12 protein-coding genes are annotated in these 16,523 nt (G+C 41.1%); 11 read left to right on the top strand and 1 reads right to left on the bottom strand.

Annotation, left to right across the window (positions count from 1 at the left end; all coding sequences use genetic code 11):
• Positions 1–4: 4 nt before the first annotated feature.
• The 6 genes from dhaQ (at position 5) to SR187_RS08615 (ending at position 9,843) form a co-directional block, all read left to right on the top strand.
• Positions 5–994 (top strand): DhaKLM operon coactivator DhaQ, encoded by a 990-nt coding sequence (gene dhaQ / locus SR187_RS08645; protein WP_120172251.1) that lies wholly within the window; start codon positions 5–7, stop codon positions 992–994.
• A 928-nt stretch (positions 995–1,922) separates the two neighbouring features.
• Positions 1,923–2,300 carry a hypothetical protein gene (locus SR187_RS08635; protein WP_120172248.1) on the top strand — a complete coding sequence of 126 codons (378 nt, stop codon included), beginning with the start codon at positions 1,923–1,925 and terminating at the stop codon, positions 2,298–2,300.
• A gap of 433 nt (positions 2,301–2,733) precedes the next feature.
• Positions 2,734–7,125, top strand: a complete 4,392-nt coding sequence (locus tag SR187_RS08630; RefSeq protein ID WP_120172240.1) for a PolC-type DNA polymerase III — start codon at positions 2,734–2,736, stop codon at positions 7,123–7,125.
• Between the two features lie 397 nt (positions 7,126–7,522).
• A complete protein-coding gene (locus tag SR187_RS08625; protein WP_024531787.1) occupies positions 7,523–8,125 on the top strand; it encodes a nitroreductase family protein in 603 nt (200 codons plus the stop codon).
• A 167-nt stretch (positions 8,126–8,292) separates the two neighbouring features.
• A complete protein-coding gene (locus tag SR187_RS08620) occupies positions 8,293–9,534 on the top strand; it encodes an aminopeptidase (RefSeq protein ID WP_024531786.1) in 1,242 nt (413 codons plus the stop codon).
• A gap of 75 nt (positions 9,535–9,609) precedes the next feature.
• Positions 9,610–9,843 carry a GlsB/YeaQ/YmgE family stress response membrane protein gene (locus SR187_RS08615; RefSeq protein ID WP_024531785.1) on the top strand — a complete coding sequence of 78 codons (234 nt, stop codon included), beginning with the start codon at positions 9,610–9,612 and terminating at the stop codon, positions 9,841–9,843.
• 611 nt (positions 9,844–10,454) lie between these two features.
• On the opposite strand, the gene def is transcribed toward SR187_RS08615, so the two are convergent.
• The gene (gene def / locus SR187_RS08610; RefSeq protein WP_120172239.1) at positions 10,455–11,069 is read right to left on the bottom strand and encodes a peptide deformylase; all 615 of its coding nucleotides are present in this window, start codon (positions 11,067–11,069) and stop codon (positions 10,455–10,457) included.
• Between the two features lie 220 nt (positions 11,070–11,289).
• On the opposite strand from def, the gene SR187_RS08605 reads away from it, so the two are divergent.
• The 5 genes from SR187_RS08605 to rpsO all read left to right on the top strand — a co-directional run bounded on the left by SR187_RS08605 (position 11,290) and on the right by rpsO (position 15,878).
• Entirely contained in the window at positions 11,290–12,459 is a 1,170-nt protein-coding gene (locus SR187_RS08605) for an MFS transporter (RefSeq protein ID WP_120172237.1), read from the top strand.
• A 49-nt stretch (positions 12,460–12,508) separates the two neighbouring features.
• Entirely contained in the window at positions 12,509–13,159 is a 651-nt protein-coding gene (locus SR187_RS08600) for a GNAT family N-acetyltransferase (protein WP_120172234.1), read from the top strand.
• Positions 13,150–13,878 (top strand): pseudouridine synthase, encoded by a 729-nt coding sequence (locus SR187_RS08595; protein WP_120172233.1) that lies wholly within the window; start codon positions 13,150–13,152, stop codon positions 13,876–13,878. Before SR187_RS08600 ends, SR187_RS08595 begins: the two co-directional genes overlap by 10 nt.
• Positions 13,879–14,140: 262 nt before the next feature.
• Entirely contained in the window at positions 14,141–15,418 is a 1,278-nt protein-coding gene (locus SR187_RS08590; RefSeq protein ID WP_024531780.1) for a uracil-xanthine permease family protein, read from the top strand.
• A 190-nt stretch (positions 15,419–15,608) separates the two neighbouring features.
• The gene (rpsO, locus tag SR187_RS08585) at positions 15,609–15,878 is read left to right on the top strand and encodes a 30S ribosomal protein S15 (RefSeq protein ID WP_024391455.1); all 270 of its coding nucleotides are present in this window, start codon (positions 15,609–15,611) and stop codon (positions 15,876–15,878) included.
• Positions 15,879–16,523: the final 645 nt, after the last annotated feature.

Here is a 16,523-nt window from a genome sequence, read left to right as displayed (position 1 = left end):
TCGTATGGTTTTTATTAAGAATAGACAAGCAAAAATGATTGAGCATTACATGGAAAGTGTCTGTCGGACCAACTCCAAATTGAGGAGGGTGGAACATTTTCCGATTATCGTACAAAGGAATCAGGACTGCCGACTTGTTCCCATTGTTTCAGGCGGAGGCTCAGGGCATGAGCCAGCTCATGTCGGCTTTGTTGGTAAAGGAATGCTGACGGCTGCGGTTTATGGGGAAATTTTTACACCTCCAACTGAGGAAGAAATTATAACAGCAATCCGTGAGGTAGATAAGGGAAGAGGTGTCTTTCTCATTGTCAAAAACTTTGAAGCCGATCTTCTTTCCTTTGGTAAGGCAATAGAGGCAGCTAGAAACGAGGGAATAGCTGTTAAATACATCATTTCTCACGATGACATCTCAGTGGATACTAAAAACAATTTTAGAATGCGGCACAGAGGACTGGCTGGAACAATCCTCCTTCATAAAATCTTGGGAGCTGCTGCACTTGCTGGTTATGATTTAGATGCCTTGGAACAATTAGGATTGTCGCTGGCAACAGAGATAGCAACGATTGGATTTGCGACCAAATCAGCCTATTTGCCGAATGCCGCACTACCGTTATTTGACTTGGAAGAAGGTGAAATATCTTATGGTATTGGTATTCATGGTGAAGAGGGCTATCGCACAGTAGCCTTTGAATCCTCAGAGCAACTGGCCAATGAAATTGTCAATAAATTAAAATTAAAATTCCGTTGGAAAGAAGGAGAGGAATATATCCTCTTGGTGAACAATCTTGGAACCATGTCTGAGATTGAGCAGGGAATCTTCCTAAGTGATATTTGTCAATTTCTAGAGTTGGAAGGGCTAATTCTTTCCTATGTTAAGACAGGTCGGTTTATGACTAGTTTAGATATGGGAGGTATTTCAGTTACTCTTTGTCGTGTGAAGGATAGGCTATGGTTGGACTATTTGCAGGTTGATACAGATGCAGTCGCTTGGTAAGAGGTAGAGGGCAGTTGTTTCTTTTCTTTGATGGATGTCTTTCAATAAAGTGAGTTCAGGAAAAAGGAGTTTTAATTTAGAACCAACTTTTGTCTTGGTCTCATTTCCAAGTCTTTTGGGGTGACATATTGAAAAAGTTTGTCACCAATTCCTCGTTTCAAGTTGTTAATCTGAAACAGTCTATCCCCAGACCTTTTGAAGTCCACCTTCCGCATAGCTCCAACTGTCTGGGAGACAGTTAGAGGTTGGGAACTCTGTTCGCAGCAGTCGTAATGGTTAGATTTGGAGTGTAAAACACGACCAAATCTGTCAATCAACCACTGTTCTGAGATATTGAGATGAACGAAGTGGCAGTGGACTTTTTCCTATCTTTAAGGGATTTTTTGATGTTCACTTTAAAATTTCTAAGTGAATTATTTTCAGAATGGATACGGAAGGATTTTGGAGTATTATATTTTACTTGATTTTTTTGGAAAATTAGTGGTATTCTTGTATTGAGAATACTTGAGAGGTGCGAAGATTGTTACTTTTGTGCCGTTGAATAAATTGTTCCTCAAGCCTAATCAGATCAGTTGGATAAGGCAGAGAGAAAATAATAATGTCAAGATAGGATTCGGAGAAGGGACCATCTTGGCAGTTGAGTTGTCTTGTTTTTTGGCAACAAAATGTAAGCGGATGCAAATTATATTTGAGAGGAGGAAATCCGATGTACTTCATGGCTTAGTCAGAAGGTGGTTGGTTTCCATCGGAACAAAAAAGACTGTTAGAAAATTATTTTTAAACTTTTTATTCATGCAACGATGTCTGTCATAGCAGATGATGTATTGGTATTTTAGGTTGGTCTAATCCGGTCACCTGGAAACAGGTTGTAAAAACGTTTGGACCAGCGCTGCTTAATTGTGTACTTGGCTAAGTGAAAGGAGAGCCTATGGGACTTTCATTCAATAGAAGTTTTTATAGAAATCCGTTGTTTTATCTATTTCTGTTCAATCTTATCCTATTTTTCAAAGATGGACTGTTTCAGCGTTCTATATGGATTACTGTACTAGTAGTTTCTGTCCTGTTGCTTCAACTTTTTATGGCTTTAACAGAGCAAGTTCCCGAAAGAAAAAGGAATATATGGCTTATTGTCATCTTTTTGCTACTTTCGCTGTTTATGCTGTGGGGCTGTTCCTCTAATAAGAAAGTGACGGTTGCTTCTGCTTCAGAGGGTTCAAGTCTTGTAGAAGGTGCTGCAGATAATAAGAGCGATAGTGCTATACGGTATCAGGATATTGTATTGAATTATCAGCACCTTGACAACTGAGCAAATCTTAGCTGGCGATTTTTCTAAAAATAGTTTAGTATTTCTAGGAAGAGTGAGCTGTCCACATTGTAGAGATTTTCTACCTTTTTTCAGGAAACAATACAGAAACTGAATCTGAACATCCCCATCTATTATTATGGTGTTGAGGGGATCGGAGAGGAAGCCAAACAGCGGTTGCTAGCAACATACCCTATAGCGGGTGTTCCAACCCTTATCCATATTAAAAAAGATGGATCGTACGATATATTTTCTGGGACTAACCAGTCACTCCCTGAGTGGCTTGTTTCTCGGGATCATGAATAGCTATAATAGGCGATTTCCCCACTGTTTTCAACTGAGTAAATGGTGGGGCTTTGTTTTTAGTTCTTTCTTAGCAAGAAAAATTTATCTATTTATGGTAGAATATTCCTAACTACATTCAAAGGAAAAGGTCATGTCAGATAAGTTTCAGCTCTTGCTTCAACAAATTGGAATACCTCTCACTACTCGACAGTCAGAGGCTTTTTCGACTGCAAAGATTGAGAAAGTGGTCTTGCATAAGGTCAGCAAAGTCTGGGAATTTACCTTTCGCTTTGTTAAGCCTCTTCCCCTGTTAGACTACCAACTCTTTAAAGCACGTTTGGTGACTGAGTTTGAAAAGACAGGCAATAAGGCTACCTTTGTCCTAGTGACAGATATGGATGAAGTCGATCCTGACTTGGTGGAGGCTTATTACCCAGAAGTTTTTACTGAGGATCTTTGTCAAAGTGCAGGCTTTAAAACCCTTTTCCAACCCTTAACTGTTCAGTATCGAGATGGAGTTCTATGGATAAAAGGTCCTGAAACAATTGATACACCTCATTTTCGGAAGAATCATTTGCCCAATCTAGTGGAGCAATACAAACGGTTTGGTTTTGCAAATCTGGTGGTAGATATTGAGGTTTGTCAGGAGATGACACAGCAGCAAGCCGAGCTATTTCATGCGCAGAATGAAGAAATTTATCAGCAGGCCAATGAGGAAAATCTGGCAGCTCTTGAACAACTGGCTCAAATGACACCACCGCCAGAGGTAGCTCAGCCATTTGTCCCAGAATTTAAGAAAAATCGCCCTACCAAGGTCAATATTGAAAAGGCAGAGATTACGCCGATGATTGAAGTGGATAGTGAGGAAAACCGTATCGTTTTTGAGGGGCTTGTCTTTGAGGTGGAGCAGAAGACTACCAAGACTGGGCGAGTGATTATTAACTTTAAGATGACCGACTATACTTCGTCCTTCACTCTGCAGAAATGGGCTAAGAATGAAGAGGAAGCCCAGAAGTTTGATATGGTGAAGAAGGGAAATTGGCTGCGTGTGCGTGGCAATATCGAGACCAATCATTTTACCCGTGATTTGACTATGAATGTTCAAGAAGTTCAGGAAGTCAAAAGGGAGATTCGCAAGGATTTGATGCCAGAAGGTGAGAAAAGGGTGGAATTCCATGCCCATACCAATATGTCCACTATGGATGCCCTTCCTGCAGTTGAAGACCTGATTGCGCGTGCAGCAGCCTGGGGACACAAGGCGGTAGCGATTACGGATCATGGGAATGTTCAGTCTTTCCCTCATGGCTATCATGCCGCTCGTAAGGCTGGTATCAAGGCTCTTTTTGGAATGGAAGCCAATATCGTTGAAGACTCAGTGCCGATTGTTTATAACGAAGCGGATGTGGTTTTGTCGGATGCGACCTACGTAGTCTTTGACGTGGAGACAACAGGTCTTTCTGCGGTCAATAATGCTCTTATCCAGATAGCGGCATCCAAAATGCACAAAGGTAATATTGTAGCTGAGTTTGATGAATTTATTGATCCGGGACACCCGCTTAGTCAGTTTACAACCGATTTGACAGGGATCACAGATGAACACGTACGTGGTTCCAAGCCGTTGGAACAGGTTTTGAAGGAGTTTCAAGCTTTTTGTCAAGATTCTATTTTGGTAGCTCATAATGCGACTTTTGACGTTGGTTTTATGAATGTCAATTATGAGCGAGCAGGTTTACCGCAAATTGAGCAACCTGTTATTGATACACTTGAATTTGCTCGTAACCTCTATCCGGATTATAAGCGCCATGGTTTGGGACCGTTGACTAAGCGTTTTGGTGTAGCCTTGGAGCACCACCACATGGCTAACTATGATGCGGAAGCAACGGGACGCTTGCTCTTTATCTTTTTGAGAGAAGCTCTGGAAAGACACAACCTGACTAATCTCAACCAACTCAATACCGAGTTGATTGCAGAGGATTCTTATAAGAAAGCCCGAGTCAAACATGCGACGCTTTATGTTACCAACCAGGTCGGCTTGAAAAATATCTTTAAGTTGGTTTCCCTGTCAAATACCAAGTATTTTGAAGGCATTCCCAGGATTCCAAGAACGGTATTAAACGCTCACCGTGAGGGTCTAATTTTGGGAACAGCCTGTCAGGAAGGGGAAGTGTTTGATGAACTCCTGTCCAAGGGCATTGATGCAGCGGCCAAGATAGCAGCTTACTATGATTTTATCGAGGTGATGCCTCCCGCACTCTATGCTCCAATGATTGCTAAGGAGCAATTTAAAGATATGGCAGAAGTTGAAGATACCATCAAAAAACTGATTGAAGTTGGTCGTAAGGCTGGTCTGCCCGTTCTAGCAACAGGAAATGTTCATTATATTGATCCCGAAGAAGAGATTTATCGTGAAATTATTGTTCGTTCTCTGGGTCAAGGAGCCATGATCAACCGAACGATTGGTCACGGTGAAAATGCTCAACCTGCCCCTCTACCAAAAGCACACTTTAGAACGACCAGCGAGATGTTGGATGAGTTTGCCTTTCTCGGTGATAGTCTAGCAAGAGAGATTGTCATCACTAATCCCAATGTCATGCTAGAGCGCTTTGAAGAGGTAGAAGTTGTCAAAAGCGACCTCTATACACCGTATATCGAGAATGCAGAAGAAACAGTTGCTGAGTTGACCTATCAAAAGGCTTTTGAAATCTATGGCAATCCTCTACCAGACATCATTGATTTGCGGATTGAGAAGGAGTTAACCTCCATTCTTGGTAATGGCTTTGCTGTGATATATCTGGCTTCGCAGATGTTGGTAACACGATCAAATGAGCGAGGCTATCTGGTTGGTTCCAGGGGATCTGTCGGATCAAGTTTTGTGGCGACCATGATTGGAATTACCGAAGTTAATCCGATGCCGCCGCATTATGTCTGTCCGAACTGCCAACATAGTGAGTTTATCACAGATGGTTCCTACGGCTCTGGATTTGACCTGCCAGATAAAGAATGTGAGAAGTGCGGTGTCAAGTACAAAAAAGATGGTCAGGATATTCCATTTGAAACCTTCCTTGGTTTTGATGGGGACAAGGTACCGGATATTGACTTGAACTTTTCCGGGGATGATCAACCATCCGCCCACTTGGATGTACGGAAGATTTTTGGAGAAGAATATGCCTTTCGTGCTGGAACGGTTGGTACGGTAGCAGCCAAAACCGCCTACGGTTTCGTTCGTGGTTATGAACGGGATTACGGTAAACTCTATCGCGATGTTGAGGTAGAACGGTTAGCAGCCGGAGCGGCCGGTGTGAAACGAACGACTGGTCAGCACCCAGGTGGTATCGTTGTTATTCCAAACTACATGGATGTTTACGACTTCACTCCTGTGCAATATCCCGCTGATGATGTAACCGCTAGCTGGCAGACTACTCACTTTAACTTCCACGATATTGATGAAAACGTCCTTAAGCTCGATGTTCTGGGGCATGATGATCCGACTATGATTCGGAAGTTGCAGGATTTATCTGGTATTGACCCACAAACAATTCCTGCCGATGACAAGGGGGTGATGGCTCTCTTTTCTGGTACGGAGATTCTGGGGGTTACGCCAGAGCAGATCGGTACACCGACTGGCATGCTTGGTATTCCTGAATTTGGAACGAACTTTGTTCGGGGCATGGTAGAGGAAACCCATCCAACGACCTTCTCGGAACTGCTTCAGTTGTCAGGTCTATCACATGGTACAGATGTCTGGCTGGGCAATGCTCAGGACTTGATTAAGGCAGGCATTGCTGACCTATCAACTGTTATCGGTTGTCGTGATGACATCATGGTGTATCTCATGCACGCAGGCCTAAAACCCAAGATGGCCTTTAATATCATGGAGCGGGTACGGAAAGGCTTGTGGTTAAAAATTTCTGAAGAAGAACGAAATGGCTATATTCAGGCGATGAAGGATAACAAGGTACCGGATTGGTACATTGAATCCTGTGGAAAAATCAAGTACATGTTCCCCAAGGCTCATGCGGCAGCTTATGTCATGATGGCTCTACGAGTAGCTTATTTTAAGGTTCACCATCCTCTCTACTACTATTGTGCCTACTTCTCCATTCGTGCTAAGGCATTTGATTTGGCGACTATGTCTGGTGGTTTGAACCGTGTTAAGGCCAAAATGGAAGAGATTACCATCAAGAAGAAGAACAATGAAGCTTCTAATGTGGAGCAAGATCTCTATACTACATTGGAGTTGGTCAATGAAATGTTGGAGCGTGGTTTCAAGTTCGGTAAACTGGATCTTTATAAGTCAGATGCTACTGAGTTCCTCATTGAAGGAGATACTTTGATTCCGCCATTTGTTGCCATGGATGGTTTAGGAGAAAACGTTGCTAAGCAATTGGTAGCGGCCCGCAAAGAAGGGGAGTTCCTTTCCAAGACCGAACTTCGTAAACGTGGCGGTTTATCAGGTACTTTGGTTGAAAAGATGGACGAAATGGGGATTCTCGGCAAGATGCCAGAGGATAACCAGCTCAGTCTCTTTGATGATTTATTTTAAACAGAGTCTGGAATAAAAGCATGGCTCTGTACTCAAAAACCGAGCCTGGGCCAATGGTCCAATCTCATATATAAAAAGCGAACAAAGCTAGTTTTCTGACAATCAGAATCTTGGTTTGTTCGCCTTTTTGTTCAATTCTAGATCTAAAGGACTTGATAATTGAGATTTTCAAAATTGAAAATCTTTTTGTCCCAAGCTCGCTTTTTATATGCATAATTTATTATAGATAATATAGGGAGCCAAAAATTAAAATATTTTTACTCAGATTCTTTGTTAACGAATACAATTTTCTTTTAGAGTGCTGAGTCAAATAATTGACACTACTTAGTGATAATTGTATAATTTATATACAATCAAAAAATTACTAAGTAGTAATAAAAGGAAAAGAGGAAATCCTATGTCACATTTTGCAACTCTACAAGAAAATCGTCGTTCGATCTATGCACTTGGTAAAGAATTGCCAGTATCAAATGAAGAAGTGGTAGCACTTGTTGAAAAAGCCATGAAGGAAGCACCATCAGCTTTCAACTCACAGTCAAGTCGAGCAGTTATTCTTTTTGGTGCTGAGTCGGATACTTTCTGGAATGAAATCGTCTATAGTGAATTAGAAAAGGTAACACCTGCAGAAGCATTTGAAGCAACGAAAGATCGCTTGGCTGGCTTTGCAGCTGGTGCTGGAACCATTTTATTCTTTGAGGACCAAGATGTGGTGAAAGGTTTACAGGAAAACTTCCCGCTTTATGCTGAAAATTTCCCAATCTGGTCTGAACAAGCTCACGGTATCAATTTATATGCAGTGTGGCTGGCGTTTGCAGAGAAGAATATGGGAATGAATGTGCAACATTATAATCCATTGGTTGATGCACAGGTCACTGAAAAATATGGGATTCCTGCAAGCTGGAAACTCCGTGCTCAGGCACCATTTGGTAGCATTGTTGCTCCAGCGGCAGATAAGGACTATATAGCAGATGGTGACCGTGTAAAAGTATTTGGCAACTAGCATGTTTTGGCAATTATGTTTTTAATGGTGAAGCATCTTGATGACTCAATAACATTTGCAAACATATAGCTCCTTGCTCAACTTCCTCCTACTCGGGGAAGTTTTTTTACTTGTTCAATCTTAAAATATGGTATAATAATCTAGTATCATAGCCAAAGGAGAATATCATGGTATTACCTCATTTTAAAGAAAATCTAGCAAAATATGCAAAGCTCTTAGTATCGACTGGTATCAATGTACAACCGGGTCATACTGTTCAATTGACTATCAGTGTGGAACAGGCTGAATTAGCTCGTTTAATTGTGAAAGAAGCCTATGCCTACGGTGCAGCAGAAGTTCTTGTCAATTGGCAGGACGATGTTATTGCGCGTGAACGGTTGGTGAATGTTGATGTGGAATTATTGGAACAGGTACATCCACAGCGCATCACAGAGATGAACTACCTCTTGGAGCGTAAGGCTAGTCGTCTGGTTGTTTTGTCAGATGATCCAGGAGCCTACGATGGAGTTGAACCAGAAAAACTATCTCGCAACGCACGCGCTCTCAGTCAAGCCCTCAATCCGATGCGCCAGGCAACACAAGCCAATAAAGTCAGCTGGACTCTTGGTGCAGCTTCTGGGTTGGAATGGGCTAAGAAAGTCTTTCCTAATGCGACTTCTGATGAGGAAGCTGTAGACCTTCTTTGGGATCAAATCTTCAAGACATGCCGCATCTACGAAGAAGACCCAATCAAGGCTTGGGAAGAACATGAGGCACGTTTGGTGGCCAAGGCCAAAGTCCTCAACGACGAGCAGTTTGTTAAGCTTCACTACACTGCGCCGGGCACAGATTTGACCCTAGGTATGCCGAAAAACCACTTGTGGGAAGCAGCTGGCTCTATCAATGCCCAAGGTGAGAAATTTATTGCTAATATGCCGACAGAAGAAGTTTTTACAGCACCAGATTATCGTGTAGCGGATGGTTATGTCACTTCTACTAAGCCACTCAGCTATAACGGAAATATCATTGAAGGGATTAAGGTAACCTTTAAAGATGGTGAAATCGTTGACGTATCGGCTGAAAAAGGTGATGAAGTCATGAAAAAATTAGTTTTTGATAACGCTGGTGCACGTGGTCTTGGTGAAGTAGCTCTTGTACCTGATAAGAGTCCAATCTCTCAGTCAGGCGTGACTTTCTTCAATACCCTCTTTGATGAAAATGCTTCAAATCACTTAGCAATCGGCTCTGCTTATGCTTTCTCTATTGAAGGTGGTACAGAAATGAGTCAAGAAGAGTTGAAAGAAGCAGGACTCAACCGCTCAGATGTCCACGTGGACTTTATGATCGGCTCAAATCAGATGAATATTGATGGTATCCGTGCAGACGGTACTCGTGTACCAATTTTCCGTGATGGTGAATGGGCTATCTAAGGGAAATGGATAGATTATGGCAAGTAGTATGAGGCTGGGGGAGCGGCCATCTTTTATGAAAGGAATGGTAATATTATGATTACAAGTATTATCGCAGGTGCTATTATTGGTCTCATTGCTGGAGCTATTACTTCCTCAGGTGACCGCCGAGGTTGTTTGGGAAATATTATCCTAGGATTGGCGGGCTCTTGGATTGGACAATTACTATTTGGTTATTGGGGACCACAACTGGCAGGTATGGCTTTAGTGCCCTCTGTTTTTGGCGCCATATTATTGATAGCGATTTTTGGTCGAAGTCGCAGCAGTTAGGAGCTGAAAAAGCACCATTAGTTTAGTAAGTGGTATCAGTAAAACAATTTCAGACAGAGAGACTGTTGAGAATCTCGTGATGTATTTGTCAGCATATCAATAGAAAATGGGTGGAATAAACCACCCAGTAAACGACTCGAAAGGGTCGTTTTTTTGTTGTAACAGTTCTATTGGAAAAGAATGGTGGATTTAGTCAGATTGATTCCCTTTGGGGAGTTTTCATGTGTTTAAGTAACAAAAGATTGTTTGAATCATTATTAAAATAATTATATGAAAAATATATTGAAGCGGTAGAAATTGTCCGGAAAGCAATAGTTGTATATGATTTAGAGGGAGATGACCTTTTAAAAAACTTAGCACAGTCTCTATTGATAGATCTATTAGAAAAGGAGTCAGTAACAAATGAAAAAGATAATGATTAAATATGGCTTATCATTGCTACTGTATGTTGTTTTATTTGGAGATAAAATTTCTCCTGTCATATTGCAATAAGAAAAGCGTGATTTTAGATAAACAAACGAATAAAAGACTTAAAGCCATGATTCTAGGAGTCAAGGTTTTAAGTCTTTTGTTTATTTAGCAAGCTGAATGTTTATGCAGTCAATTTTTGTTTATTTAATGACCAACATTCCCTCTTTCACTGCAAATGGGTGTTCGGGATCAATGCGGTCATAGAACATGACTCCGTTGAGATGATCAATTTCGTGTTGAACTACAATGGCATTGAAACCTCGGAGTTTGATACGGTGTTTGTTGCCATTTTTATCAAAATAATCTACTGTTACACGAGCATGGCGGACGACATAGCCTTGAACTTCACGATCAACAGATAGACATCCTTCTCCCCCTTCAATAGCTGCTTCCTGAACGGAGTGGGCTACGATTTTTGGATTATACATAACCTCTTGGAGGGAATAGGCTTGGGTAGGTGGATTCCCTTCCTCATCCTCCGGATTTGGGACTAAGACTGCAATGATACGCTTAGATACGTCAATTTGTGGCGCTGCCAGTCCAACACCTCCGCGAAGGTTCAGCTTTTCGGCCATGACAGGATCCTGCGAATGCTTGAGGAATTGCATCATTTTTTCTCCTAAAATGATTTCCTGATCGGAAAGGGGAAATTGGACTTCGGCAGCAATCTGACGGAGGGTCGGATGTCCCTCGCGAATAATATCGTCCATATCAATCAGATGGGATGGTTTTGTTAAGGTTTCAAGTACAGACATATTTCTCTCCTTTGGATTTATTTTTTAGATAAGTATAGCACGAAACAGGGGAGAATAAAAGCCATACTCTACACAGATTGAATACGGATCCTATAATTGACCAAACCTTTGGTAGATTGTTTTACTTGTTTGTTGATTTTTACTGGAGATTTTATCCATTCTGCCTCAAATCTGTTATACTAATAATGGATGAATAGACGAATCATGAAAAGGAGAAATCATGAAAAGGATTTTAGAAAAAATGAGCCTCTTGGCTCTGTCAACCATGTTGGTATCAACCTTTGCTGTCTCACCTGCCATACCTCAAATGATTGAGCATTTTGCTAAGGAGGGAATTTCTGCTGGGCAGGTAGAAAATTTGGTGACCATTACCTCTTTTGCTATCATGGTAACCCTCTTACTGAATGGTTTCATCGTTCGTATCCTGTCAGAACGAGCTATCATCATCATAGGACTTTTGTTAATGGCAACAGGTGGATCCATGCCTGTTCTTTTCTCAGCTTTCCCACTTGTTTTTCTCGCTAGAATTTTACTAGGCTTGGGAATTGGTTTGATCAATGCGCGTGCTATCAATATCATAGGGACCTTTTTTACTGGAAAAGAACGAGTACAGATGATGGGGCTACGTGGTTCTGCAGAAGTTTTAGGAAGTGCTGGTTTAACCCTGCTGGTTGGTTGGCTGATTCAATTTGGTTGGCAACGTGCATTCATGGTCTATTTGTTTGCTATGGTGATTTTAGCTTTATTTGTGCTTTTTGTTCCACAAGAAGAGTTTGCTGCCCACAGCGAAATCAAACTTGAAGAGCCAGGGACAAAAATAAAATTGGATAGATACATGTGGCAACTGGGGATTATTTTAGCTTTTCTAGCTTTCTTTGTTATCAATGTCAATACCTTTTTAACCATCCGTATTCCGCAAATCGTTTTGGAAAAAGGGATAGGAACAGCCCAACAGGCTAGTTTGATTCTCAGTCTTATGCAGGTTATGGGAATTGTGGCTGGAACACTCTTTGGCTTTTTGATGGGGCGTTTAAAGGGGTGGTTACTGGCTGTATCTTATGCGATTTATGGTCTGGCTGTCATCGGTATTACAGTTGCTGGTAGCCTCTGGCTTCTAGGTCTAGGCAGTATGATTTCGGGTTTTTTCTATAGTATTATTTTAACAATTGTATTTAGTCAGGTAGCAGATCGTGTTCCTAAGTCTCTGCTTAATACCGTCATGACAATTGTTTTGATGGGATGTTGTACAGGCGGAGCGACCTCTGCAATTTTGCCTATTTATCTGGAAAAGCTCAATCCGACAACTACAGGAGCCTTTGGAATTTATGCCATCGGCTGTGCTCTGATTAGTGCTAGTTTATTTTACAAACAAGTTCAGTTGAGGAAGTAGGAGTCGTTTTCGACTCCTTTTGTTATAATAGGTGAAGAGGAGGTTTAGTATGTTAGAAAACAATCGGTTAAATGAGTTAATACTCCGATTTCCAGAAGATGTGCAGCTCATTTTTAAGAACATGATTTCTTCCTACCAATTAGGCTATGTGGATTATGTCTATCAAACGGATAACAATGCAACTCAGAATCGGCGCATTAAAAATCTGATAAAAAACTTCCGTAGAATGGACTATTTTTACATCATGCCCCTGCAGCAGGATCTGGCTTTAGAGATTGCCAATCAGTGGCGCTATGAAGCTCCCTATGATATTTACAATGTCAGTGCCAATCCAGAAGCTTATACGGAGCTGATCTCGCCAGAGGCACGTGAGAATTGCTTTTTTGCTGTTATCCGTAATGCTGCTCTCATGGGCTATTTTCGTCTGGAGTTAGTTGGAAGTTGCTTAGAGATTGGCCTTGGGATGAAACCATCCTTGACAGGTCAGGGAAATGGCAGAGCTTTTTATCAGGCCATTGAAGATTATATAAAAGAACAGTATGCCCCAGATAGCATCTGCCTAGCGGTGGCCAAATTCAATCAGCGGGCACAGGCTCTCTATCGAGCAGTCGGCTTTGTCGAAAAGAAACAGTTTCTTCAAACTGCTAATGGAAGTCAGTACGATTGTGTTAGAATGGAAAAGGATATGACATGCGATTAGATAAGTATTTGGTTGATTGTGGTGTTGGCAGTCGAACAGAAGTCAAGAAGATTTTAAAAAGTAAGCAGGTGATGGTCAACAATCAAGTGGAAACCTCACCCAAACACCAGATTGATGAGAAGGTGGATAAGATTATGGTAGCAGGTCAGGCCTTGACTCATGAAAATTTTGTTTATTACCTGCTCAACAAGCCAAAAGGAGTGATTTCAGCAACAGAAGATAGTCATCACCGGACGGTTCTAGATCTGTTGGACGATACAGCCCATCATAAGGGTGTCTTTCCTGTTGGACGCTTGGATATTGATACGCACGGACTCCTATTCCTAACCAACAATGGACAGCTAGCCCATGCCATGCTGTCACCCAAAAAGCACGTGGATAAGCGCTATCGTGCAAAGGTGGATGGCATTATGGATCGGGTGGATGTAGATCGGTTTGCCGCTGGTCTGGCATTAAAAGATTTCACCTGTCAGCCAGCCCAGTTAGAAATTTTATCTACCGATGAAGAAAAAGGGATTTCACTGGTAGATATTACGATTAGAGAAGGAAAGTTTCATCAGATTAAACGCATGGTGCAGGCTTGTGGGAAAAAGGTAATAGACTTAGAACGTTTATCCATGGGCCCATTGACTTTGGATCCCAGTCTTGATCCTGGGCTTTACCGTAGATTGACTGAGGCAGAGTTGGCCAAATTAGAAGTATTTGGTGTGGAGCTGTGATGGGAAGTAAGGGGATTGATTGCAGAGCAGAATAAGGAATGGAGGAGAGATGTTGCTTCGCTCCCTATTTTTTACCGCTACTCAAACAAAAAAATATAAAACTTCTTGTCAAAGATTAGTTTTTTATGCTATAATATCAGAAGCGTAGGTTTTTAAACTCATCCCGTGAGGTGAGAAAGACAACAGGAAAATCAATTAAGGGCCTATGACTATGTATATTTAGAAAGTCTGGGTCTTTTTGTGTACCCAGAATGGGAGAATGATGAATACAAAAGCCAACCTTTTGTTTGATGTCCATGAGAAACCAGCTCCACTTCAAGGGATACTGCTTAGTTTCCAGCATGTATTTGCTATGTTTGGTGCAACGATTTTGGTGCCATTGATTTTGGGAATGCCGGTGTCGGTTGCTCTCTTTGCTTCAGGTATTGGAACCCTGATTTATCAAGTGGCAACGCAGTTTAAGGTGCCGGTTTACTTAGGTTCTTCCTTCGCCTATATTTCAGCCATGTCTTTAGCGATTAAGGAAATGGGAGGAGATATTTCGGCAGCTCAAACTGGTATTCTCTTTGTCGGTTTGATTTATGTGCTGATTGCGGCTCTTGTTAAGATGGTCGGTACTAGATGGATTGACACTCTTTTGCCGCCAATCGTTATTGGTCCCATGATTATTGTTATTGGTCTTGGACTCGCCAATTCAGCAGTTACCTCTGCTGGATTTGTGGCAGATGGAGATTGGAAAAAGGTGGTGGTTGCAATAGCAACCTTCTTAATCGCAGCGTTTGTCAATACCAAAGGGAAAGGCTTCGCCAAGATTGTTCCTTTCTTGATTGCTATCATTGGTGGTTATATTCTTGCCCTTACGCTTGGTCTGGTTGATTTTGAGCCTGTTTTAAAAGCAGCTTGGTTTGAATTGCCGCGTTTCTATCTACCATTTAAAACCAGCATCTTTGACTCTTATCGCTTCTATTTTGGACCTGAGATGGTTGCTATTTTGCCGATTGCAGTCGTGACCGTTGCTGAACATATTGGTGACCATACTGTTCTTAGTCAAATTTGTGGACGTCAATTCTTGAAAGATCCAGGGCTCAGTCGTACCTTGATTGGCGATGGTGTAGCGACTGCTGTTTCAGCCTTTATCGGTGGTCCTGCTAATACGACTTACGGTGAAAATACGGGGGTTATTGGGATGACCCGCAATGCTTCTGTATCCGTTATTCGCAATGCTGCTATGATTGCTATTGCCTTTTCATTCTTAGGTAAATTTACTGCCCTCATCTCAACGATTCCAAGTGCAGTTCTTGGGGGTATGTCCATCTTACTTTATGGTGTTATTGCCTCAAATGGTTTGAAAGTGTTGATTGAAAGTCGTGTGGATTTTGGTCAGGTTCGGAATTTGATTATTGCAAGTTCTATGCTGGTATTGGGACTTGGCGGAGCTGTTTTGAATCTTGGTGCCATTAAGCTATCAGGTACGGCTCTCTCAGCGATTGTGGGAATTATTCTAAATCTAATCTTGCCAAGAGCTGAGAAAACGGAATAGCCGACTAACCGATTGGAGATGTCAAAAGTGAATTAGTCTTATCAGACTTTTGTTTGACACAATATTATTTGACAAAAGTCTCCTTCCTTGTTAAAATGAATAAGGTCCTAAAGGACAAATCTAGCTTTTTCTTGGTTGCAGGTCGCCAACCTGTCACTCGGATTAGGCTCAAATAAAAGGAGAATAGATCATGGCAATCTCAAAAGAGAAAAAAAATGAAATCATGGCGCAGTATGCTCGTCATGAAGGCGACACTGGCTCAGTTGAAGTACAAGTAGCTGTACTTACTTGGGAAATCAACCACCTTAACGACCATATTAAGCAACATAAAAAAGACCATGCAACTTATCGTGGTTTGATGAAAAAAATCGGTCGTCGTCGTAACTTGTTGGCATACCTACGCCGCACAGATGTTAACCGTTACCGTGAATTGATCAATTCACTTGGATTGCGTCGTTAAGATAGGTATAAAGTCCGTCAAAAACGACTGAAAATAGAGAACTGCCAATGTCTTCGGATATTGGCAGTTCTTCTTTTTTCTGGGTTTTAGGTTGTGTTCAACTGCTCAAGATGTGAGGACGCAGCTCGTATCAATTATTCAGCAAGAACTTATGTCGGGTTCTTACTCAATCTGTAATGCGAATCTTTGATAGTGGATGGGGTTGTTGGGATAAAAGGCATATAAAAACAAAATATAACTCGATAATATCAATAAAATTATAAAAAACAAAAAAAAAGTAATTGACTTTTTAAAATAAGTATATTATAATGTATTCAGTTGATTAGCTAAAACATTTTAGAAAGACTAACTATTAAAAGTCAATAGGTAAAATGAAAAAATATAAGTAATGATATTGATAAAACTGAATAAAAATAAACATGAAAACACCTAAAGCTTACATTATAGGATATGTATGATGTTTCCAATACAAAATATGTTTGAATTTAATCATCCAATATTTTCAAAAGTATTCAGTATTTAAAAAAAATAATTAATAAGTATGCTCAAAAAATGCTGGATCAAGAAAGACATAAAACAATTGATGATATAACAAATGTATGTGAAGATTATCCTGATGATATCAGTCAGCAGTTAGATCAGATA

Source organism: Streptococcus ruminantium, from assembly GCF_003609975.1.
Taxonomy (GTDB): Bacteria; Bacillota; Bacilli; order Lactobacillales; family Streptococcaceae; genus Streptococcus; species Streptococcus ruminantium.
This window is presented reverse-complemented; position numbering and strand designations above follow the sequence as displayed.